Origin of the sequence: Caballeronia sp. BR00000012568055, assembly GCF_029439455.1 — a bacterium.
In the GTDB taxonomy this organism is placed as follows: domain Bacteria; phylum Pseudomonadota; class Gammaproteobacteria; order Burkholderiales; family Burkholderiaceae; genus Caballeronia.
Genome location: NZ_JAQFVG010000328.1, coordinates 1 through 21,282 on the forward strand (window position 1 = coordinate 1; position 21,282 = coordinate 21,282).

Genomic DNA, 21,282 nt, shown 5'->3' on the forward strand with positions numbered 1-21,282 from the left:
CGACAGCACGATCGGCACGATCAGCACAATCAGCGCGGATTGATCTGCTTGACGATATCCGCTGCGATGGCGCGCGCCTGCTTATCGGAGGTCGGCGCAAAAATCCCCTGCCACGCCGACGACGATGTGTTGTAGCTCCGTTCGCCGAACACGCGGCCGCTTTGCAGATCGCGGAACGACACTTTGGCCTGAATGAACGCGTTGCCGGTCATGATGCCCAGCGTATAACGCGCGCCGGGCGCGACGAAATGGAAGTCTTCCACGTAGACATCGACGACCGTGCCCGCACCTCGGCGCGAGGTCTGCTTCACGGTTTCATCGACGAAAACGGTGCTGGCGTCCTGCGATGCACCCTGCATGGCTTCGCGCCACTCCGTCTGCACGCGCGGCCAGTCCGACGCGGACGTCGCAACCGTCGATCCGTTCATGCGCAACACGATGGTACGCGCGGACGTCGGCGGCACCACGATGGCGGTTTCCGCAGTTTTGCCGGTCGAAGAAGCCGTATTTTGGGTTTGCAGCGACGCCGCACATCCGCTCAGAAGAACCGCGACGCCTGCCAGAATCAAAGTAGAACGATGACGTTTTCGCATGTTGGAGTGCTTGTTGGTGTTCTTGTTTTGAAGCGCTCCATAGTATCGGTTTTTCGAAATATTCTGTAAGGCAGTCCTATGACAACGCGCGGCGAATCAAGCCGTCGAAAGCGCTTCCAACTCCATTCGCGCCAGCAATTGCGCCATGCGCGGCGCACCGGCCCTGCCGCCGAAATGCTCGCACTTCATCGCGGCGGCGACGCTCGCCGTCTGAACCGTTCGCGCCAGATCCCAGCCGTGCGCCACGCCGTACGCGTACGTGCCGTGCCACACATCGCCCGCGTTGAGCGTGTCTTGCGCGACGATCTTGATGGTGGAAAAGCGGCGCATCGCGGGAACATTTCCTGTGTTGTCCCAAATGATGGAACCCTTCGCACCGAGCGTCACGCCGATCACTCGCGCGTTCAGCGTCGATGCCACTTCCAGAAGCGCCTGATCGGGTGACGGTTTATCGCTGAGCGAGTGCAGTGCGGGTTCGGACAAGAGCACGTGATCGGCGAACGGCATCAGCGCGCGTAAATCTTCGACGGGCGCGACATCGGCGTCCAGAATAGTCGGTATGCCGAAATATCTTGCTTGCGAGAACAGCACTTGTGCGCCCTGCATCCAGCGCATATCGCAGAGAACCGCGCCCGCACCGGCAATATCGTGCACCGGCAGCCATGCGGTGGACGCGTCGAGCGCCGGATCGAAATACGGCACGACCAGCCGTTCGCCGTTTCGATCGACGAGAATGGTCGAAAAAGGCGTGCGCACGTTCGGCACGCGCCGCACGGCGTCCGTGTTCACGCCTTCGTGCGCGAGGTCTTCGATGAACATTTGCCCGGTATGATCGTCGCCGATCCGGCTCCACAGATTCACGCGCCCGCCCAGCCGCGCGATGGTCACCGCCGCGACCGTCGCCATGCCCGACGCCGCCTGCACCGCGATATCAGGCAGCACCTTGCCGCCATGAGGCGGAATGTGGTCCACGCTCATGATGGTGTCCCACAGCGCGGAGCCGAGGCAGATGATGTGCTTATCGGACATGCTCAGCGCGTCGCGGCGATCTTCGCGCGGAACTGCTCGCTGCCATCGACAATCTTGTCCAGCACGGCGTCCAGCGCCCAGAAGCGTTCGCGGACGTCATAGTCGATTGCGCGGCAGCGAATGCTTTCGAATGTGCCGATCCGCTGGTGATACATCTTCGCCAGCGCCGGATAACCAAGCGCTTCCGACACTGCCGATACCACCAGAAACGTGGACAATTCGGCAGCCAGCGCGGGATGGTTTGCGCCGTCACTCCGCAGCCATTGATAAAGATCGGGATGAAAGTTGTTGAACACGCCATTGAAACCGGCCGCGCCCGCTTTCATCGCGTCCCACGCGATCGCCGCGTTCGCGTTCAGTATCTTCAGCGATGATCCTTGCGCCATTTTCACGCGCCGCTTGATGGTGTCGAGATCGCAGCTCACATCCTTCAGCATGACGAAACGATTCGTATCGATACACGCTTGCAGTTCTTCATCGGAAAGCAGGCGGCGATATGGCGCGGGGCACTCGTAGAGGCCGAGCGGCAGATCGGCCGGAAGCGCATTCAGCAAGCGATCGAGATTGGCGAGAAACGCTTGCGTGCCCTGCTTGTCCGGATCGAGCCGATTGGTCACGAGCACCACGCCTTGCACGCCGGTCGCCGCGACCGCCTGCAATTCCTCGATCTGTTCATCGATCGGCGTGCTGATATGACCGGACGCGACCACGGGCATACGTCCCGCCACTTTCTCGACCACGAAACGCGCGAGATCAACGCGCTCCGCAAGCGTCAGAAACTGCATTTCGCTCGATTGCGCGACCGCAAATAAGGCATCCGAACGATGTCCGACATACCACTCGATCAGCCGTTCCAGCCCGGCATAGTCGATTTCGCCGCTGTCGTGAAACGGCGTGAGCATCACCGGAACGATGCCTTCGATAATCGCTTTCGGAGCCTTGGTATTCACGTTGCTTGTCCTTCAAAAAATAAATGTTGTGCGTTCACGCCGATGCGCGCAGCGCGCCCGAACCGGCGTCTGGGCCGCGCTCGGGCATCGGCTTGCGAACCAGCGTGAGATACGCCACCGCGCCCACGAACGCGATGCCCGCGCCGGTCAGCAGCGCCGGCACGAACGACCACGCCTGCGCGATATAACCCGTCAGCAGCGGCGCCAGCGCGCCGCCCAGAAAGCCGCCGAAATTCTGAATCGCTCCGAGCGATGCAATGCGGCTCGGCGGCGCGACGACCGTCGCCAGCGACCATGCGCAGGCCGACGACGCATTGGCGAGAAAGATCACCACCGAAATGCACGCGAGCGCGATCGTATTGCTTTCGACGAAAGCGGCGGGAATGGTGAAAGCGACCATGCCGAACATGGCGAGGACCATCGCGTTGCGGCGTCCGCCGACCGGCGATGCGCTTTTCGCCGCGATCCGGTCCGACACCCAGCCCGCCACCAGCGCGCCGAGGAAGCCGCAAAAGAACGGCACGGCGGCGGCGAAACCCGTGTTGGCAAGACTCATATGCCGCGCGGTCCGCAAATAGCCGGGCAGCCAGGTCAGATACACCCAGTTCAGATACACCGAGCCGAAAAAGCCGATCAGCATGCCCCACGTGGCAGGGTACGCAAACAGCGCGCGCCATTCCGCAAAGCTCACGTTGGCGGGCGGCTTCGCGGAGAGATCGACGCCGGCGTCGAGATAGTCGCGCTCTTCGGCCGTCATGGCCGACTTCACCGGATCGCGGTAGATGCTCATCCAGATCAGCGCGACCACCAGCCCGGCCGCGCCCGTGATGAAAAACGCCCAGCGCCAGTTGAATGCGGCGATCAGCGGCGACAACACCAGCGGCGCGAGCGCGATGCCGAGCGGCGACGCCGAGTTGAAAATCCCCGTGGGCGCACCGCGCGATGCAGGCGGAAACCAGTTGCCGACCACGCGCGCCGCCGACGGAAACTGCGGCGCTTCACCGATACCCAGCACCAGCCGCGCGACCACGAAATACCCGAACGTCGCCGCGAAACCGCCCGCCGCCTGAGCGATCGACCAGACGATCAGCCCGATTCCCAGCAGCCAGCGCGGCCCGATCCGATCGACCAGCACGCCGACCGGAAGCTGACAGACCGCGTAAGTCCACGAAAACGCCGACAGCAGCACGCCCATCTGCCCCATCGACAGACCGAGATCGCCGCGAACCATTTCGTTGGCCACCGCCAGCGTGCCGCGATCCAGATAGTTGATCACGCCGCTCAACAGCAGAAGCGCCAGGGCGATGGTCTGCCGCCGCCGAATCCGGGGCGGCGCGGCAAGCGGCGAGTGCTGATCGGTCATCGATGTCTCCGTATTTTGTTTTTCGGTCAAAATGTAAGCGTCAAGCATTTTGCGCGCATTCCGCAAGTTCAACGCTTGATGCGATTTGATTAGCGCTTACATTTTCAGCGTAAACGGATAGTGATCGTATCCCGCAGTTGCGTCTTTAAGGGGAAACACTTAACGTAAGCCGATCGCTTACATTGAGACGTGAAAAGATGGACAGCCCCGATATCGCCGCCGAATCGCTGGCATCGGAAAACGCCGCTCAGCCGCTGCTTGCCGATGTGGCGCGCCTGGCGGGTGTATCGACGGCCACGGTGTCGCGCTTTTTGAACGAGCCGTCGAAGGTCACGGAGCGCACGCGCGCGAAGGTGCAATCGGCGATCGATCAGCTCGACTGGGTGCCGAACGCCGCCGCGCGCTCGCTGGTTTCGCGCCGCTCGTACGCGGTCGGCGCGATCGTGCCGACGCTGGCGCACGAGAAGTTTCATCAGCAATTGCAGGCGTTTCAGTCGCGGCTCGGCGCGGAAGGCCTCGCGGTATTCGTCGCCTGCTCGTCGTACGATCCGGCGGAGGGGTATCGGCAGGCACGCGGCATGATCGCGCGCGGCGTCGATGCGCTCGCGCTGGTCGGCGACGATTATCCCGATGCGCTGTTCGAATTGCTCGCGTCGAAGAACATTCCTTATGTGGTCACGTTCGGCAAACGCGAGGACCGTCATCATCCGTGCGTGGGTTACGAACATTCGCGCGCGTATGAATTGATTACGCAACGGCTGCTTGCGCTCGGGCATCAGCGTTTCGGGGTGATTTTTCAGTCGCAGCAGGACAACAGCCGCGTGCAGGCGCGGCTTCGGGCGATTACCGAGACGCTCGCACGAAATGGACTCGCGGTCAGGCCGCAGCATCTCGCCGTACTGGCCGATAACTGGGGCACGCGCATTCCGTTCGCGCGGCAGGCTTTTCAGCAATTGATGCGCGCGGAACCCGCGCCGACCGCCATCATCTGCGGGAACGATACGCTGGCGATCGGCGCACTGCTCGAAGCCAACGCGATGGGGCTGGACGTGCCCGGCGTCGTATCGGTGTCGGGTTGCGACGATATCGAACTGGCCGCGCAAATCCATCCGCCGCTGACGACCATCCGCGTGCCGGACCGGGAAATGGGCGAAATCGCCGCCGAATATCTGATCGATCGAATCGCCGGGAAAACGCCCGACTTTCCGGCGATGCTGGAGGCATCGCTGATCGAGCGGGAATCGATCGGGCCGGTGCCGGTGCGCTAGTGGCTCGGAATCTCAAGAACGCGCCGCGCCATCCGACGTCTTTTGGGTCCGGCGCGCCGACATGGGCAGCCAGCTTCTGATCCACGCATCGCCATTCACGACGATCAGACCGACGCAGACCAGCGCCGCGCCAGCCAAAAACGCGCTGCTCGCCTGCTCGTTGAGCAGCACCACGCCCCACACCACGCCGAATAGCGGCGTCATGAACGAGAGCACGCCGAGGCGCGCGGCGAGGTATCGGCGCAGCAGCGCGAACCAGATCAGAAAACTCGCGAAGCAAACGAAAATGGTCTGAAAAACCAGGCTCGTCCAGAGAATCGGCGATGAATGAAAATGCGTTTTGCCGAGCAAAAAGGTGGCGCACAGCAGAATCACGAACGCGCCCGCGAGCTGATAGAACAGCGTCTGCGTCGCGGGCGCTTCGCTCAGACGGCTGGTGCGCACCGCAACCGTCGTCATGCCCCACGCAGCGCCGCCGCCCAGACCGAACAGATCGCCCAGCATCGACGAGGAGAGGTCGGCGTTGTGGGTATCGAATAAAGCGGGGACGAGAAAGGCCAGCGCGATACCCGCGAACGCCAGCGCCATACCGGTCCATTGCAGGCGGCTCAGGCGTTCGTCGGGTAATCGCAGATGCAGGCCGAGCGCGGCAAAAAGCGGCGCGGTGTAGAGAAATACGACCATATGCGACGCGCTGGTCCAGTTCAGGCCCTGCGCGACGAGCAAAAATTCGAGCGCAAACAGCGATCCGACCGCGCTGCCCGGCAAGAGCATGCCGCGCGCCATCCAGCGATCGCGCGCGACGAAACGCGCATACAGCAGCACCATCACTGCCGCGACGCCCGAGCGCAACGCGAGTTGAAACACCGGCGCGGCGTCCGCCGCCGATGCCTTGACCGCCACCTGTTGCAGACTCCACGTCAGACACAGCGCAATCATGACGATTACCGCGCGACCATCGACCGCCTTTCTCATTGCCGTATCCCGAACTGAACGGCTCACAGTATCGACTGAATCATTTGGCGCGATATAGTGCGAAACTGACATTCGATCGCGCGAGGACGTCAAGCCATGAAACGCGGCATTCCGTCTGCGACAGCGCACGTGCGGCTGCCGCCATTCACCGACCTGCTGCCATCGCCGGTTTTCTTTCGCACCGAGCATATGCCCGCGCACGCGACGTATCCCGTGTTGCGCCACGCATGGGGCGAATTCGTCTATTCATACAGCGGCGTCACCGAGGTCAAGGCGGGCACGGCACATTTCATCGCACCGCCGCATCTCGGATTGTGGATTGCGCCGGATACGGAACATACGGGCTTCAATCATCAGGAGGCCGTACATTGTTCGGTTTATATCCGCCGTGATCTGTGCCGCGACATGCCGGACGAATCGTGTGCGGTGATGGTGACGCCTTTGGTGCGTTCGATACTCGAACACCTGCGCGATCTGGGCGATACCCCGCAGCCGCAGCCCGCGCATTCGCGACTGCTTCATGTGCTCGTCGATCAGCTTTCCGTCTGCAGGACGACCGGCAGCTTCGTGCCTCACAGCGACGACGCCGAACTCAACGCGATCCTGCAACTGCTGCGCGACGATCCCGCCGATAACCGCACCATCGCCGAGCTTGCGGCGGTGGTGAATCTGACCGAACGCACGCTGATTCGCCGATGCCAGAGCGAGCTGGGCATGTCGCTGACCGACTGGCGGCAGCGCCTGCGATTCGTCGCCGCCCTGCCGATGCTCAGAGACGGACGCAGCGTCGAATCGGTGGCGTTCGATCTCGGCTATGCGTCGTCGTCGGCGTTTATCGCGATGTTTCGGCGTCTGACGGGATCGAGTCCGAAGCGCTTTGTTGCGTAAAACGGACTACCAGCACATATAGCCGCCATCCGCGACCACGATCGAACCGGTCATGAGACTCGCGGCATCGCTGGCGAGGAACAGGATGACCGAGGCGATTTCGTCCGCGCGCCCGAGGCGGCCCATTGGCGTGCCGCCGAGCCAGTACTGCCGCAGATTCGGATCCATCGACACTTTGCGCACCAGTTCCGTATCGATATAAGTCGGCGCGACCGCATTCACACGCACACCGCGCGCGCCCCACTCCGCCGCCAGCGATCCCGTCAGATGATGCACGGCCGCTTTCGATGCGTTGTAGTTCACCTGCTCCTGCGGCCGCGTCGCGATAAATCCCGCCATCGATCCGACATTGACGATCGCGCCGCCGCCGCGTTCGAGCATGGACTTGCCGAAGGCGCGGCAGCAGCGGAACAGGCCGTTCAGGTTGACGTCGAGCACGCGATTCCAGACCTCGTCGGACATCGACTCGGCGGGCACGTTCGAAATGGCGATGCCCGCGTTGTTGACCAGCACGTCCACCACGCCGATGCGCGCCGCGATGTCGTCGTGAATGCGTTGCGCGGCGGCGGGATCGGTGACGTCGAAGGGCACGCCGTGCGCGTCGATACCCGCGTCGGTGAGTGTTCGCACGGCGGCATCGAGCGCATCGGCGTCGAGATCGGTGAGCACGACGCGCGCGCCCGCATCGGCCAATGCCTGCGCCGTCGCGAAACCGATGCCACGTGCAGCACCCGTGATCACCGCTGTCTTGCCATCGAGTCTGAATTTGTCGAGGTACATAGCCGCCTCGTTCATCAGCTCAGCACGATGCCGCCGCAGACGTTCAGCGTCTGCCCGGTCACGAAGGCCGACGCATCGGAGGCGAAGAAGCACACCGGTCCGGCGACGTCTTCCGGTTGCCCGAGCCGCGCGAGCGCGGTCTTGTCGATCCACGCCTGCGCCACGGCCGGGTCTTCGAGATTCGTGCGCCCCATTTCCGTCACGATGATGCCCGGACACACCGCGTTCGCCGTGATCCCGAAGCTGCCGACTTCCTGCGCCAGCACGCGCGTAAAACCCATCACCGCCGCCTTCGACGCCGAGTAATGCGCCTGCAACGGCGCGCCGTGCTTGCCACCGATCGACGCGATATTCACGATGCGCCCGTACTTGCGCGCCTTCATATGCGGCAACAACGCCTGCACGACGAGGAAGGTGCCTTTCGCGTTGACATCGAGCACGGCGTCCCATTCGCTTTCGTCGAGTTCATCGACGGAACGCGCGATCAGAATGCCCGCGTTATTGACGACCGCATCGATCTGTCCCGCCTGTTCGATGGCCGACTCGACCATGCTTTTGACCTGCTGCTTGTTGCTCACATCGGCATAAAGTGCGAAGGCGCGGCGCGACTTGCCGCGAATGGCTTCGGCGGTGGCTTCGAGTTCATCGCGCTGACGTTCGATATCGTTGACGACTACGTCGAAGCCATCGTCCGCCAACCCAAGCGCCAGCGCCCGTCCAATGCCACGGCTCGCGCCCGTCACCAGCGCCACGCGTCCATTCGAATCCTTGCTCATGTCGTCTCCTTGATCGTTTGTAGTCCGAATATCAGCGGAAGAAGCGGATTTCCCCGCGCAGCACCGCAAGACCCACGGCGGCGACCATCACCACGCCGCGCACGATGTTCTGCAAGTAGAACGGCGCGCCCACCAGATTCAGCCCGTTATCCAACATGCCGATGATCACCACGCCGACCAGCGTGCCCTGAATGGTCGCGCGTCCCGGTTTGAACGCGGTCATGCCGAGAAATACGGCGGTCAGGCTGTCCATCAGATAGGCATCGCCTGCACCGGACTGGCCGGTGCCCAGACGCGCGGTCAGCATCACGCCGCCGAGCGCCGCGCCTGCCGCCGACAACACCAGCGCCGTCACGCGCGCGCGATTCACCTTGATGCCCGACAGCCGCGCCGCCTGAATATTCGCGCCGGTCGCGATCACGCTGCGCCCCAGCCGCGTGCGGTTCAGCAGCACGTAAAACACGAACACGGTGATCAGCGCGATGACGATGGGCATCGGCACGATACCGAGCACCTTGCCCTTGGCGATGGCGTAGAAGCTGTCGGGCATCTGGGCGTAGATCGAGTCGCCGCCGGTGTAGGCGTAGTTCACGCCCAGCGCGATCGGACCCATCGCGAGCGTGGCGATCAGCGAGGGAATGCGCAGCAGCGTCACCAGCAAGCCGTTCACCAGACCAATGACGATGCCCGACGCCAGCGCCACCGCAATCGCCACCGGCACCGACAGTTGCGAGAGCACCAGCATGCCCGCCACCAGCACGCCCGCGAGACTCGCCGCCTGTCCGATCGACAGATCGAACTCGCCGCTCGCCACCGCCACCGTCAATCCCGACGAGATGACCATCAGCACGGAAATCTGCACCAGCACGTTGCTGAGGTTGTCGATCGACACGAAGCGTTCGTTGCCGAGCGCAAACGCGATAAAGATGATCACCGCCGCCGCAACCGTGCCCCAGCGGCTCGCAAAATGGCTGAAATCGAAGCCGCGCGAGGCGCGCGCGGTTTGATGTTCAGGGGCGTCGGGAGTCTTGGCAGCCAAGGTCTGTCCTTTCAAAGTCATGTCAGTTCACCTCGAGCAAGAGTCTTGCTTCGGAAAAGTCATTGCGATCGAGGCATTCGCCCACCGCGCCATCCGCGATGCAATAAATACGGTCGCACAGTTTCAGCATTTCATCGAACTCGGCGCTTGCAATCAGCACGCTTGCGCCCGCTTTCACGAGGTCGTGAATCAGCGCATAGATTTCCGCCTTGCTGCCGACATCGACACCTTCGGTCGGATTGTCGAGCAGCAGAAAAGGCTGTTTCGCCGATGCGCCGCGTCCCATGCGAATCAGCCAGCGGCCAAACGCGACCTTTTGCTGATTGCCGCCCGACAGTTGCAACACGTCCTGCGCAATGCCGCTGCATTTGATGCCGAGCCGTGCCACGGTATCGCGTGCAAGCGAGCGCGTGAGGCCTTCCTGCATAAAGCCGCTGCGACTGCTGGTCTGATGAAGCGCGCCGGTCATCAGATTTTCTTCGACGGTCAGGCCCGGAAACAGCGCCTTGCGCAAGCGTTCGTCCGCGACCAAATAGACGCCGCGCGCGATGGCATCGGCGACATCGCGTGGAAAGCCACGCTCGCCATTCACGATACATTCGCCCTGCACTTTCACGCTCGTCGATCCGGCCAGCGCTTCGAGCACGCCGGTTTGTCCCGCGCCCATCACGCCCGCAATGCCGACGATCTCGCCTGCATGCACGACGAGATCGGGCACATCGAGCGCACCGATACGCGCGTTGCGAATATGCGTCGCCACCGTATCCGCCGATGCCGACGACGCCCAATGCTGATTCTCGATCCGCCGCCCGACCATCAAATGCACGACTTCCTGAAGACTCGTTTCGGATACCAAACCATCGTGTACTTTCGCGCCGTCCTTCAAGACCGCGACGCGGTCGCATTGCTCGAAGATTTCGTTCAGATGATGCGAGATAAACAGAATCGACAAACCGTGCGCTTTCAGATCGCGCAGGAAACCGAACAATTTTCGGCTCTCGTTGAGCGTGAGCGATGCAGTCGGTTCGTCGAGAATCAGAATCGCCGGATTGCTGACGAGCGCTTTGAGAATGTCGAGAATCTTGTTCTCGCCAAGCGTCAGTTCACCGCATTCGCGATCCAGATCGATATCGATACCGAAGCGCTTCGCGAAGCGGCTCGCTTCTTCACGCAACGCGCGCGGACGGATCAGCCCGCCAGACAACGGCTCGCGCCCGAGCATGATGTTTTCCGCAGCGGTGAGCGTCGAAATCACCGCAATCTGCTGATGCGCCACCGCGATGCCCGCCGCCAGCGCGTCACCGACACTGCGCACGCTCACCGTTTTGCCGTCGATGGCAAGCGTGCCCGCATCGGCTTCCTGCGCGCCGCAGATGATCTTCACCAGCGTCGATTTGCCCGCGCCGTTCGCGCCGACCAGCGCGAGCATCTCGCCTCCGTGCAGGTCGAGATCGACGCCACGCAAAGCCGGATTGCCGTGAAAGCGCTTTTCGATGCCACGGGCGCTGAGGCGCGGAACCGTCTGCGCCTGATTGTCGTTCATGTGTCTGTCTCCTGACACTTCCTTTGCAAGCGATCCGGCGCGCATGGGACGCGTCCGGATCGCCTTCACACTACATGCCCGCGACCGCGCGATCGCGATAGATGTAGTACAGGTCCTTGGCGTTATAGGTCGGTTCGCCCGGCGCGGGGATATTCACGCCACGCACCAGCAGCGGCGCGGGAAATTCCACCGTCGGCACCGGCACCAGCTTCTTCGCATCGCCGCCCTTGGCCACGATCTCGTTGATGAGCCAGCCCGTGTACGCGCCCCACACTTCGAAGGCCTGCGCGGTCGTGCAGATCAGCGGATAGTTCGGCTTGCGCATGCGGTCCAGCGCGGTCGGATGCCCGTCGTGTCCGATCACCATGATCTTGTCCTGCATGCCGCGCGAGGCCACCACTTCCGCTGCGGCCATCGCCGGTTCGTCCCACGGGCACCAGATCACATCGAGATCCTTGCCGTAAGTCGTGAGCCAGTCGTTGACCGTGTTCTGCGTCGCTTCGTAGAAACCGGAATACTGGATCACGCGCTCGTTCTTGAGCGATATCCATTCGTTTTCCGTCAGCGCCGTCTTCATCACCTTGCCGCGCTTGCGGGTGCCGTGGTGGAAGTTGGCGATGATCGCGCACATGTTCGCCTTGGTCTTGCCTTGCGCGAGCAGCGTATCGATCATGAATTGCGAGGTCTGCGCGCTCATCGCGTAGTTGTTGCTGGTGATATCCGCGATGGCGGGCGACTGCCAGCCGGAGTCGAGACTGAAGAACGGAATCTTCGATGTCGTCAGATGGTCCAGCGCGCTTTTGGCTGCCGTCAGCGTGCCGTATAGCACGAGAATCGCATCGGATTTAGCGGTGATCGCGTCCTCGATCTGACTGACGAGTTGACCGGGATCGCCTTTTGCATCGGTCTGTTTGATTTGCCAGGTCTTGTCGAGGCCGTTCTTCTTGAGCCATTGCTGAAAGCCGTTCCACGAGCGCTGATCCGATTGCGCCGACATTTGCTGCGCCACCACGGCGATGCGCAGCGGCTTGCCGCCGCCCGCCTTCGGTGCGCTCGCCGGCGTCTGCGCATGCGCCGACGTGGCCCCGAACAACATCTGCGCGAACTGCGTGCCGCCGACCGCCGCCGCCATGCCGAGCAGGCGGCGGCGAGAAAGTTCGGGTTCCTGATTGGTGCTGTCTTCCATGCTGCGTCTCCTTTGTGGACTACGTGTTATTCAGCGAAGAATCGACATTCATTCAAAAAGCGCCGCGACCCTTTGCGGTTGATCCCAATGCGGCATGTGGCCCGCCTGCGGCACGAAATGCACTGGAATGGCCGCGCCCGCGCGGCTGGCGTGACGCCAGGGAACGATCGCGTCGTCGAGGCCCCAGATCACGCGCGCGGGTATCACCAGACTCGCCAGCGCGGCGCGAATATCGATCTGCTGACGGCCCGCGCTGACGAGGTTGTCCGCGAGCGCGGCCAATGCGCCACGTTGGTGGATGCTCGCCGCCATCTGATCCAGTTGCAATGCCGACAGCAGCGGTGGATTGAGCGCGGCGCGGCGCAGCAGATGCATCAGGCCGCCGCCTTTGCGCACGTGCGCCATGCCATCGATAAAATCGCCGTCGATTTCGCTGCCGAGTCCCGCGGGCGCGATCAGCGTCAACTCGCGCACCTTCGCGCCGAGCGTGGCGGCCACGCTCACCGCGACCGCCGCACCCAGCGAATGACCGACCAGATCGAATTCGCCGAGATTCAACGCGCGGATCAGCGCAACGATGGCATCGGCCATGCCGGAGATGTCGGCGCTGTTGAAATCAGTGGCGCCGTGCGAGGGGAGATCGGGCGCGATGATGTGCCTGCCGCGTCGTTGCAATTGGCTGGCGAGTGCGGACCAGACGAGGCCATCGCCTGCGAAACCATGCAGCAGCACGAGCGGCTTATGGTTCGATGCCGCCGTGCCCCACTCGCGATACGCAACGCGTCCTTGCGCCACTGTGCAATGACGCACGCCTTCAGCACTCGCGATGCCCTTGCTGCCCTCAATATCGCGCAGTTCAATACGCCCGCGCCGTCCCGTGCCTTCTACGTCACTCAATGCGATACCGCCATGCCGCGCCGCGCGACGTGCCGCCGGAGTCGCGCGCAAACGCGCAGTATCGCTCGCAACGTAAACGCGTACCGGCGCGGGGCGTTCGGCCACGATTTCCGACTTTGATTCGGAAACCGAAGTATCTTCCGGCGCAGCGCTGCCTTCTTCACCAATCGCGTCGTATTCCGCGAGCGGCGCGCCGACATCCACATCTTCGCCCACATCCGCGATGATCTTGCGCAGCACGCCATCCGCCAACGCAGGCATCTCGACCACCGTCTTGTCGGTTTCGATTTCCGCGATGGTCTCGCCGCGCACGAACGCATCGCCCGGTTTCTTGAACCATTCGACCACGCGGCCCTGCTCCATCGTTTCGCCGAGGCGCGGCAGCAACAATGACTTGCTCATGCGGGCACCATGCTGGAAATCATTTCGACGATCAGCGCCGCCGTCGGAATACTCGCGCTCTCAAGCGCCGGCGATACCGAAATCGGCACATCCTCACCGGCGATGCGCAGCACCGGATCTTCGAGGAAATCGAAGCATTCTTCCGATATACGCGCCGCCACTTCCGACGCCACGCCACACGTCGATGCCGCCTCGCTCACCACCACCGCACGCCCCGTGCGATTCACCGACGCCACCACCGTGTCCATATCGAGCGGATTAAGTGTGCGCAGATCGATCACTTCGACATCGACACCTTGCTGCGCGAGCGATTCGGCAGCTTCCAAAGCGACACCGACCATGCGCGAATACGTGATCAGCGTGACATCGTTGCCCGCGCGACGTACCGCCGCCTTGCCCCACGGCGCAATCGGCGTGGTGAGATCGGCGTCTTCCTTGCGTGCATAGAGCGCCTTGTGTTCGATGAACACCACCGGGTCGGGCAAAGTCAGCGCATGACGTAGCAAATGATAGGCATCCGAAGCAGTGGCGGGCATCGCCAGGCGCAGACCGGGCGTGTGCATCACCAGCGCTTCGAGGCTTTGCGAATGCTGTGCGCCCGCCGAACGGCCCGTGCCGCCTTGCGTGCGCAGAATCATCGGCACGCCGATTTGGCCGCCGAACATATAGCGGATTTTCGCGGCCTGGTTGCCGACCTGATCCATCGTCATGCCGAGAAAATCCACGTACATCAATTCCGCGACCGGACGCAGACCCGTCATGGCCGCGCCCACTGCCGCGCCGATGATCGCCGGCTCGCTGATCGGTGTATCGATCAGACGTTCCGCTCCAAACTCCTTGATGAGGTCCTTGGTCACGCCGTACGCGCCGCCGTAGACGCCCACTTCCTCGCCGATCACGACCACGGTATCGTCGGCCTGCATCGCGTCGCGCAGGGCCTGGCGCAAGGCATCGCGATAAGTAATTCTGGTCAGACTCATCGTGTCAGCTCCTTGCCAGCACGCGTTCGAGGCGCGTGCGTACGGGTTCCGGTTGCGGCTCGCCCACGCCATAAACGTCTTCGAACATGGAGTCGAATGCGGGCGCGGCAGATTTCTCGGTGAAGTCGATTGCTTCGCTCATCTCGCGGCTGATCTGCGCATCGAGCTTGTCGATGTCCGCAGCGCTCGCCTGACCGCGATCGATCAGCGTGGCGCGCGCGCGCAAAATCGGATCGCGCTTGCGGCCGATGTCCTCTTCTTCCGATGTGCGATAAGGACTTTTATCCATGCGCCCATGTCCGAAGAAGCGGAAGCACGACACCGCCATGAACGCGGGCGTGCCTTCGCGCGCACCGGACACAAGGTCCTGCGCCATCGCGAGCACGTCTTCCACATCTTCGCCATCGACCATACCGGTTCGCAATCCGAACGATGCGGCGCGCTGATCGAAGGCCGTGGAACGCGTCGCCTTGTCGATCCGCGTGCCCATGCCGTACTGATTGTTGATGCACACGAACAGCACCGGCAAATCCCACAGCGCCGCCATATTCATGCTTTCGTAGAGAATGCCTTGCTGCATCGCGCCATCGCCGAAGAAGGCGACCGACACCGCATCTTTCTTCAGCAGCTTGTAGCTCAGCCCCGCGCCGACCACATGCGAAATGCCGCCGCCGACAATCGCGTTCGCGCCCAGATGCCCGAGTGCCATATCGGCGATATGCATGGAACCGCCCTTGCCGCGACAATAGCCCGACGCCTTGCCGCCAATCTCCGCCATCATGCGATTCGGCTCCGCACCACGCGCGAGAAAGATGCCGTGCCCGCGATGATGCGTCGTGAAGCTGTCCTGCGGTTGCAGTGCGCCGACGACACCCGCCGCCGCGCCTTCTTCACCAATCGACAGATGCAGCATCGATCCGGCCGATAGTTCGCGCGCATACAACTCCGCGACGTGTTCCTCGAACGTGCGAATGCGCCGCATGGTCCGATACAGTTCCAGCAAGGAAGACTTGGGTGGAGAAAGCATGATCTCGACTCTCGTAAAGAAATTTCGATGAAGACGGTCCGTGGTCACGCCGAAGCCGACGGCCGCTGAGAGAAGCCGCGCAACGCCGGATAGAGCTTCTCGTATCGCGTATATATTTCGTCATACTGAATGGATTCGGCATGACGCGGTTCGATCAGGCGTCCCGGTTTCACCATCGCCGCAATGCCTTCGTCGATCGAAGCGAAATGGCCCGCGCCGGTCGCCGCCAAAATCGCCGATCCAAGCGATGGCGCTTCACTCGCCTTCGGCACGCTCACCGGCAAGCCAGCGATATCCGCATGCAATTGCAGCCACAATTCCGACGCCACCACGCCGCCGCCAATGGTGATTTCAGTCGCCGGAAAACCCGCCTGCGCCATGCGCTCGAAGATAGCGCGCGAACCGAAGCAAATCCCTTCGATCACCGCGCGGAACAGATGCGGCATGCCGTGCGCGAGCGTCAATCCAACGAACGCGCCGCGCGAGAGCGCATCGACATAAGGCGTGCGGTTGCCTTGAAAGTGATCGAGCGAAAGCAGGCCGTCGCAGCCCGGCGGGATCTTGCGCGCTTCGTCGTTCAGCGCGTTCAAATCGAGCTGACCGCCCGCGAGCCGCCGCAACCAATTGACGATGGAACCCGTCGACGTCTGCCCGCCTTCGATGATGTGCCGCTTCGGATACACCGCATCCGCATACGTGCCCCACAAGCCTTTCGACGCCGCCGACCGGTCCGATACCCCGAACATCAGATGCGACGATCCGGTGATGAGCGCCACCTGCCCCGGCTTCGCCACGCCGATGCCGATCATGCCGATCAGCGCATCCGCGCCGCCCTGCACGACTTTCACGCTTGACGGCAGGCCGAGATGTTCGGCGGCGCGTGCCGTGAGCGTGCCGACTTCGTCGCCCGGTGCGATCACGGTGTCAGGCCATTTGTCGAGCAGCGAATCGAGCTTCAGCGCGGCGAGCAGGCTCTTTGCGTAGCCGCCGCGTTCGGTCGAGTAGTGCCAGCGGATCGACACGTTGTCCAGACTCGCGCAGCGCCGCTCGGTCAGGCGCAGATTCATGAAGTCCTGGTACTCGCAGATGGTCGCCGCGCGCTCGTAGATTTCGGGTTCGTGACGGGCGATCCACAGCGCCTTGGGAATCATCCATTCCGCCGATACCGGGCCTTCGCCCGCGCCGTTCACGATCAGCGCCGGGTCGCCGGTGGCGAGCACGTCGGAGGCTTCGGCTTCGGCGCGCACGTCCATCCAGATGATGGCCGGACGCAATGCGCGGCCCTCCGCGTCCAGCGCGACCACGGTGCAACTGGTCGTCGCGAGCGCGATGGCATCGACATCCGCAGGCGCGACGCCCGCTTCGCTCACGGCCTGCCGCACGGCCGCGCCCATCGCCATCCACCAGTCTTCCGGATTCTGCTCGGCGCGCGCGCCCGCCGAAAACTGCGTGGCGTACGGATGCGCGGCCGAGCCCAGACACGCGCCCGACAGATCGAAAACCCGCGCGCGAATGCTCTCCGTTCCACCATCGATTCCGATCACACAACTCATGGCGTCTCCTGAACTCTGCACATTTGTCGTCGATCGCGACATTTGTGCTGAGTTTGATTTTCGATGATGCCTTTGTCAAGATGGTGAACATCGATAGAGGGGAAACACCTAAATGCTCGAGTTGAATCTTGCGCACGAGTCCGACGACGCCTTGATCGTCCGCGCAGCCTGGATGTATTACGTGGGCGGATTGAATCAGGAACAGACGGCGTCGCGGCTGGGATTGCATCGCAGCCGCGTGAACCGGCTGCTCTCTGAGGCACGGGATCGCGGGTTGATCAGCGTGACCATCAACCATGAATCGGCGCGCGATATTGAGGTCGAGCAGGCGATTGCGCGATGCTTCGAGCTGGACTTCTGCATCGCCACGCCCGCACTCGGTTTCGCCGACGACGCCGCCGATGCGAAAGCCGATCGCATCCGCGCGTCCATCAGCCGGCGCGCGGTCGGCGCGGCGGGCGCGAGTTTTCTGAAGGGCAAGTTATCGGAAGGGCCGATTACGATCGGCGTGAGTTGGGGGCGCACCATCGAACAGGTGGCGACGCAACTCGTCGGCGTGCGCAATCCCGAGGCGCGTTTTGTGTCGCTGCTGGGATCGCTCAAACGGAATTCGACGTCGAATCCGTTCGAGGTGGTGCAGTTCTTCGCGGCGCGGACCGGCGGCGAAGTGCATTTTCTGCCGGTGCCGTTCATCGCTAATTCGATGGCGGACGTGAAGGTGTTTTTGCAGCAACGGATCGTGCAGGAAGCGATCCAACTCGCGCGCAACGCCGATCTTTATCTGATCAGCGTGGGCGAACTCGAAGAGACGTCGGTGCTGCGCACGCAGGACATCATGACGTCCGAGGAGATGCGCAATATCAAGGAAAGCGGCGCAGTGTGCGACTCGCTCGGCAAGCTGTTCGATATCGAAGGCAAGGAGATCAATCACCCGCTCAGTCATCGCACGGTGGCGATTGCGACCGATGATCTGCGCGGACGCAATGTCGTGCTCCTCGCGGCGGGGCTGGAGAAAGTGCGCGCCACGATCGCGCTGTTGCGCAGCGGGATCGTGAAGGGCCTGATTATCGATGGCGATACGGCGTTGGCGCTGGCGCGTTCGTTGAAGCTGGCGGATTAGCCGAATCTGCTGGCGCGGGACGCATCGAAAGCGCTGCTTTCACGCCAGCGGAATCACCGTGCCGATTGCTTCGGGATGCCAACCTTACGCCTGTAGAAACACCCAAAAAAAGGGCCGATGCCCGCCTGCACATCGGCCATGAAAAAGCCCAGCGCTTCGAGCGCGCGCAAGGGATTCATCGCAGTCACCAGCCGTGTCCGTTCTTGTTTGGCCCGAGTTGCGAGCCGGTGATGCCGTGCTCCGGCCACGCGTCGACCGCGTGCGCATCGGTGCCGAGCGTGGCGCTTCGGGTTGCGCCGCGTCCCGCATCGCTGACCGATGGCAGCGCGATCTCGTCATGACCGATGCGGCCATCGGCGGTGCGCGCTGTCACGCTCAGCGTCATGCGTTCCGTCGCCGATACGGCGGGAAGCGGCGCCTGCCACACGCCCGCTTCGCCACCGGCTGGCTTCAATTCGATTGGGATACCTGATAAATCAGCGGTAACCGAAACGACATCATCGTTCGACACCAACACGCGCACGTGCGGCGTATCGTCCATCGCGCCCGGCCTGAAGCGCCGCCGATACAAACGCCAGTCGCACGGCTGCGTAATCATCACGAAGGGATACGGCGCATCGAGCCGATGAAACTTCCAGCTCACCGCGCCGCCATCTACCGCGACCACTGAAAAACCGGCCTGACCCTCGTCTTCTTCAATCTGTCCGGTCGAGCGCGTGGACGCGTAGATCACCCAGCCATCGTTCAGGAGTTCGTTGTAATGCGTATGACCCGTATCGACGATAGCGACGTTCGCGTGCGCAAACGCATACGCAAGCGACTCGCCCTCCGCGATATCGCCGGGATACGCGTGCATGAACACGACCGGCGGCGCACGATCGAATGCCGAGCGGTCGAGTTCCTGATCGAGCCATGCGCGATCCGCTTCGGAGAGCCGGAAATCCGGCCCGCCGCGCCCCGCCGACACGATATCGAGAAACAGACACCGATGCCCCTTCACGATCAGCGACGCCGGCAGCGGCGCATTCGTGAACGACACGAAGGCGTTCAGATGCCCCGGTTCGAAATCGTGATCGCCGGGAATGGCGTGGAGCGGCACGCTCAGATCGCGCAGCGTGCCGAGAATGCGCCGGAACTGCTCGGGCGTGCCGTTATTGGCGTTATCGCCCGGCAAATAAGCGAAGTCGATGCGATCGGCCAGATGCGCGTTGACGTGCCCGACCATCGATTTCAGATGATCGAGGCTGTGATACGCGTCGTCATTTGAAGCATGAAGATCGCCGAAATGCACCCAGCTCAGCATGTTCGATACTCCTGAATTGTTGTTATGCCGCAGCGTCTACCAGTTCGGCGATCTCGTGGACTTCGATCGTCCGTCCGTGTTTGTTCTTCACGCCGTGGCCCCACGCCTGCACATGCGCGCCCGGTGCGAGATAGTCGGCCAGTTCGGCGGCAGCGTGCGGCGGCATGCGCAGCGACGTGCCATCGTCGAGCAGCGCGCCGCGCAACTCGCCTTTCGGGCCGTGCAGCGAAAGCAGCACTTCGCCGCCCGCTTCCATCGGCGTATGTTCGACGTGCGGCTTCTGATGTTTCTCGCCGTTCTGATGCGGGCCTTCGTCGAGAATCAGCTTGCCGTTCTTCGTCGTCAGCGAAACCGCCGCGACGATATCCGCGCCGCGCGGTTTGACGCCGCGCACCCGCACTTCATCGCCGATAGCGACATTGCGCGCGATCTGCTTCGACAGATGCGGCGGAAAATGGACCTGCTTCATTTGCCGCGAGCCAATCACGAATCCATCGATTTCGCCGTGCGGATTGAGCAGAAAACGCGTCACGGTGCCGCGCGTTTCGGGAAGGCTGTCGGGGTCGATCCAATGCATGTTCGTAATCCTTATCGTTTATTCAAACTGTTTAGAAAGTCGGCGCGCGGTCGTACAGCGGCGTCATATTGCCGGGCGTGCCGAACGCCGTCGCCTGCAATGCCGTGCCGTATTGATTGCGCGTGCCGTAGCCTTGCGCCGATACCTTCGCACCCGCCTGCACGAGCGAGGCAAACTGTTGCGCGACCGGCGGCGTGAGCTTGACGACGGTGCCATCGGAGAGGATGACGCCATCGGGTTCGCCGCGCGGCGCGGTGGTCACATGCGCCACTTGTCCCTGCACGCTCAGACGCGAGAGTCCCGCGCCACGCAATTCACGCGGCAGCGGCATGGGACGCGCGCCGGGCATCGGCGGTTGATCGATGAGTTGCTGACCGCTGCGCGTATCGGTGATGCGTTGCGCTTTGAGATTGCCGCGCGCATCGCGCCAGCCGTCGATCTGCACGCTATCGCCGGGGCGCACGGCGGATGTGAGTTGCGTGCCGAGATGCGGCGGAAAGCGAACGAGCGCGCCGTCGCCGGTCAGGAAGCCATCGACGTCGCCATCGGGATTGGTCAGAAAACGCGTGACCGTGGCTTGCGTGGTGACGGCGCTTCCCTGATCGGCGCTCGGCCCGGGCGGCGGCGGCGCAGGTGCGACTGCTGGCGCAGGAGCGGCTGCCGGTGGCGGCGGCGGCGGTGCATCTGCCGGTGGTTGCGGCTGCGCGGCGCAGCTCGCACTCATCACGAGCAATACCGCGAGGCCGATTGGCTTCAGATAAGTCGATGTCGCTTGCATGGTTCACTCCTTCACATGACATGGAGTGAATTGCAAAGGCTGTGCCATCGGCTGCGAGCGCTTGCTGCAAGAGCTTTCAGCGTCTTGAGCGCAACGAGGTGTCAACGAACCGGACGCATGCTGTCCGGTTTCCCGTCAGTTGCCCGTGCCCGACAAGCCGAGATTCGCCATCCGCGTATACAGCGACTGTCGGCTGATGCCGAGCCTGCGCGCCGCCTCCGCGCGATTGCCATTGCTCAACGCGAGCGCTCGCTC

Annotated in this window: 21 protein-coding genes and 1 pseudogene; 3 read left to right on the forward strand and 19 right to left on the reverse strand. The window is 62.8% G+C overall.

All coding sequences use genetic code 11. The annotated features are described in order from the left end of the window. Positions 1–29: 29 nt before the first annotated feature. The 4 genes from P7F28_RS27830 to P7F28_RS27845 all read right to left on the reverse strand — a co-directional run bounded on the left by P7F28_RS27830 (position 30) and on the right by P7F28_RS27845 (position 3,935). Entirely contained in the window at positions 30–593 is a 564-nt protein-coding gene (locus tag P7F28_RS27830; RefSeq protein ID WP_277188072.1) for a hypothetical protein, read from the reverse strand. A 96-nt stretch (positions 594–689) separates the two neighbouring features. Next, positions 690–1,622, reverse strand: coding sequence for a PfkB family carbohydrate kinase (locus P7F28_RS27835; RefSeq protein WP_277188073.1), 933 nt, complete (start codon positions 1,620–1,622; stop codon positions 690–692). A gap of 2 nt (positions 1,623–1,624) precedes the next feature. Next, entirely contained in the window at positions 1,625–2,572 is a 948-nt protein-coding gene (locus tag P7F28_RS27840) for a dihydrodipicolinate synthase family protein (protein WP_277188074.1), read from the reverse strand. Between the two features lie 34 nt (positions 2,573–2,606). Beyond that, positions 2,607–3,935 carry an MFS transporter gene (locus P7F28_RS27845; protein ID WP_277188075.1) on the reverse strand — a complete coding sequence of 443 codons (1,329 nt, stop codon included), beginning with the start codon at positions 3,933–3,935 and terminating at the stop codon, positions 2,607–2,609. A gap of 197 nt (positions 3,936–4,132) precedes the next feature. On the opposite strand from P7F28_RS27845, the gene P7F28_RS27850 reads away from it, so the two are divergent. Continuing rightward, the gene (locus P7F28_RS27850) at positions 4,133–5,203 is read left to right on the forward strand and encodes a LacI family DNA-binding transcriptional regulator (RefSeq protein ID WP_277188076.1); all 1,071 of its coding nucleotides are present in this window, start codon (positions 4,133–4,135) and stop codon (positions 5,201–5,203) included. Positions 5,204–5,215: 12 nt separating this feature from the next. Here P7F28_RS27850 and P7F28_RS27855 read toward each other — a convergent pair whose 3' ends face one another. Continuing rightward, positions 5,216–6,178, reverse strand: a complete 963-nt coding sequence (locus P7F28_RS27855; protein ID WP_277188077.1) for a DMT family transporter — start codon at positions 6,176–6,178, stop codon at positions 5,216–5,218. Between the two features lie 96 nt (positions 6,179–6,274). Between P7F28_RS27855 and P7F28_RS27860 the strand changes: the two genes are divergently transcribed. Beyond that, positions 6,275–7,066, forward strand: coding sequence for a helix-turn-helix domain-containing protein (locus P7F28_RS27860; RefSeq protein WP_277188078.1), 792 nt, complete (start codon positions 6,275–6,277; stop codon positions 7,064–7,066). A 6-nt stretch (positions 7,067–7,072) separates the two neighbouring features. Here the strand turns inward: P7F28_RS27860 and P7F28_RS27865 are convergent, their stop codons facing one another. From P7F28_RS27865 to P7F28_RS27905, 9 genes are all read right to left on the reverse strand, one after another. Beyond that, the gene (locus P7F28_RS27865; RefSeq protein ID WP_277188079.1) at positions 7,073–7,846 is read right to left on the reverse strand and encodes an SDR family NAD(P)-dependent oxidoreductase; all 774 of its coding nucleotides are present in this window, start codon (positions 7,844–7,846) and stop codon (positions 7,073–7,075) included. 14 nt (positions 7,847–7,860) lie between these two features. Further along, the gene (locus P7F28_RS27870) at positions 7,861–8,622 is read right to left on the reverse strand and encodes an SDR family NAD(P)-dependent oxidoreductase (protein WP_277188080.1); all 762 of its coding nucleotides are present in this window, start codon (positions 8,620–8,622) and stop codon (positions 7,861–7,863) included. Positions 8,623–8,653: 31 nt separating this feature from the next. Then, positions 8,654–9,682 (reverse strand): ABC transporter permease, encoded by a 1,029-nt coding sequence (locus P7F28_RS27875; protein ID WP_277188081.1) that lies wholly within the window; start codon positions 9,680–9,682, stop codon positions 8,654–8,656. Position 9,683: 1 nt separating this feature from the next. Then, positions 9,684–11,204 (reverse strand): sugar ABC transporter ATP-binding protein, encoded by a 1,521-nt coding sequence (locus tag P7F28_RS27880; protein ID WP_277188082.1) that lies wholly within the window; start codon positions 11,202–11,204, stop codon positions 9,684–9,686. Between the two features lie 70 nt (positions 11,205–11,274). After that, positions 11,275–12,390, reverse strand: a complete 1,116-nt coding sequence (locus tag P7F28_RS27885; protein WP_277188083.1) for a sugar ABC transporter substrate-binding protein — start codon at positions 12,388–12,390, stop codon at positions 11,275–11,277. Between the two features lie 48 nt (positions 12,391–12,438). Further along, the gene (locus tag P7F28_RS27890; RefSeq protein ID WP_277188084.1) at positions 12,439–13,689 is read right to left on the reverse strand and encodes an acetoin dehydrogenase dihydrolipoyllysine-residue acetyltransferase subunit; all 1,251 of its coding nucleotides are present in this window, start codon (positions 13,687–13,689) and stop codon (positions 12,439–12,441) included. Then, positions 13,686–14,669, reverse strand: a complete 984-nt coding sequence (locus P7F28_RS27895; RefSeq protein WP_277188085.1) for an alpha-ketoacid dehydrogenase subunit beta — start codon at positions 14,667–14,669, stop codon at positions 13,686–13,688. Before P7F28_RS27895 ends, P7F28_RS27890 begins: the two co-directional genes overlap by 4 nt. Positions 14,670–14,673: 4 nt before the next feature. Further along, the gene (locus P7F28_RS27900; protein WP_277188086.1) at positions 14,674–15,696 is read right to left on the reverse strand and encodes a thiamine pyrophosphate-dependent dehydrogenase E1 component subunit alpha; all 1,023 of its coding nucleotides are present in this window, start codon (positions 15,694–15,696) and stop codon (positions 14,674–14,676) included. Between the two features lie 44 nt (positions 15,697–15,740). Next, positions 15,741–17,249 carry a ribulokinase gene (locus P7F28_RS27905; protein WP_277188087.1) on the reverse strand — a complete coding sequence of 503 codons (1,509 nt, stop codon included), beginning with the start codon at positions 17,247–17,249 and terminating at the stop codon, positions 15,741–15,743. Positions 17,250–17,361: 112 nt separating this feature from the next. Here P7F28_RS27905 and P7F28_RS27910 point away from each other — a divergent pair, with 112 nt between their 5' ends. Then, the gene (locus P7F28_RS27910) at positions 17,362–18,369 is read left to right on the forward strand and encodes a sugar-binding transcriptional regulator (RefSeq protein WP_277188088.1); all 1,008 of its coding nucleotides are present in this window, start codon (positions 17,362–17,364) and stop codon (positions 18,367–18,369) included. 45 nt (positions 18,370–18,414) lie between these two features. Here the strand turns inward: P7F28_RS27910 and P7F28_RS27915 are convergent. From P7F28_RS27915 to P7F28_RS27935, 5 genes and pseudogenes are all read right to left on the reverse strand, one after another. Then, positions 18,415–18,548: pseudogene (locus tag P7F28_RS27915) on the reverse strand (MFS transporter); the annotation flags it as partial. A 5-nt stretch (positions 18,549–18,553) separates the two neighbouring features. Next, the gene (locus P7F28_RS27920; RefSeq protein ID WP_277188089.1) at positions 18,554–19,672 is read right to left on the reverse strand and encodes a metallophosphoesterase; all 1,119 of its coding nucleotides are present in this window, start codon (positions 19,670–19,672) and stop codon (positions 18,554–18,556) included. A gap of 22 nt (positions 19,673–19,694) precedes the next feature. Further along, on the reverse strand, positions 19,695–20,249 hold the full coding sequence (locus tag P7F28_RS27925; protein ID WP_277188090.1) for a hypothetical protein: 555 nt from the start codon (positions 20,247–20,249) through the stop codon (positions 19,695–19,697). A 31-nt stretch (positions 20,250–20,280) separates the two neighbouring features. Beyond that, complete coding sequence (locus P7F28_RS27930) at positions 20,281–21,027, reverse strand: hypothetical protein (protein WP_277188091.1); 747 nt, start codon at positions 21,025–21,027, stop codon at positions 20,281–20,283. A gap of 135 nt (positions 21,028–21,162) precedes the next feature. Further along, positions 21,163–21,282: helix-turn-helix domain-containing protein (locus tag P7F28_RS27935; RefSeq protein ID WP_277188092.1), on the reverse strand; the 120-nt coding region annotated here is incomplete at its 5' end.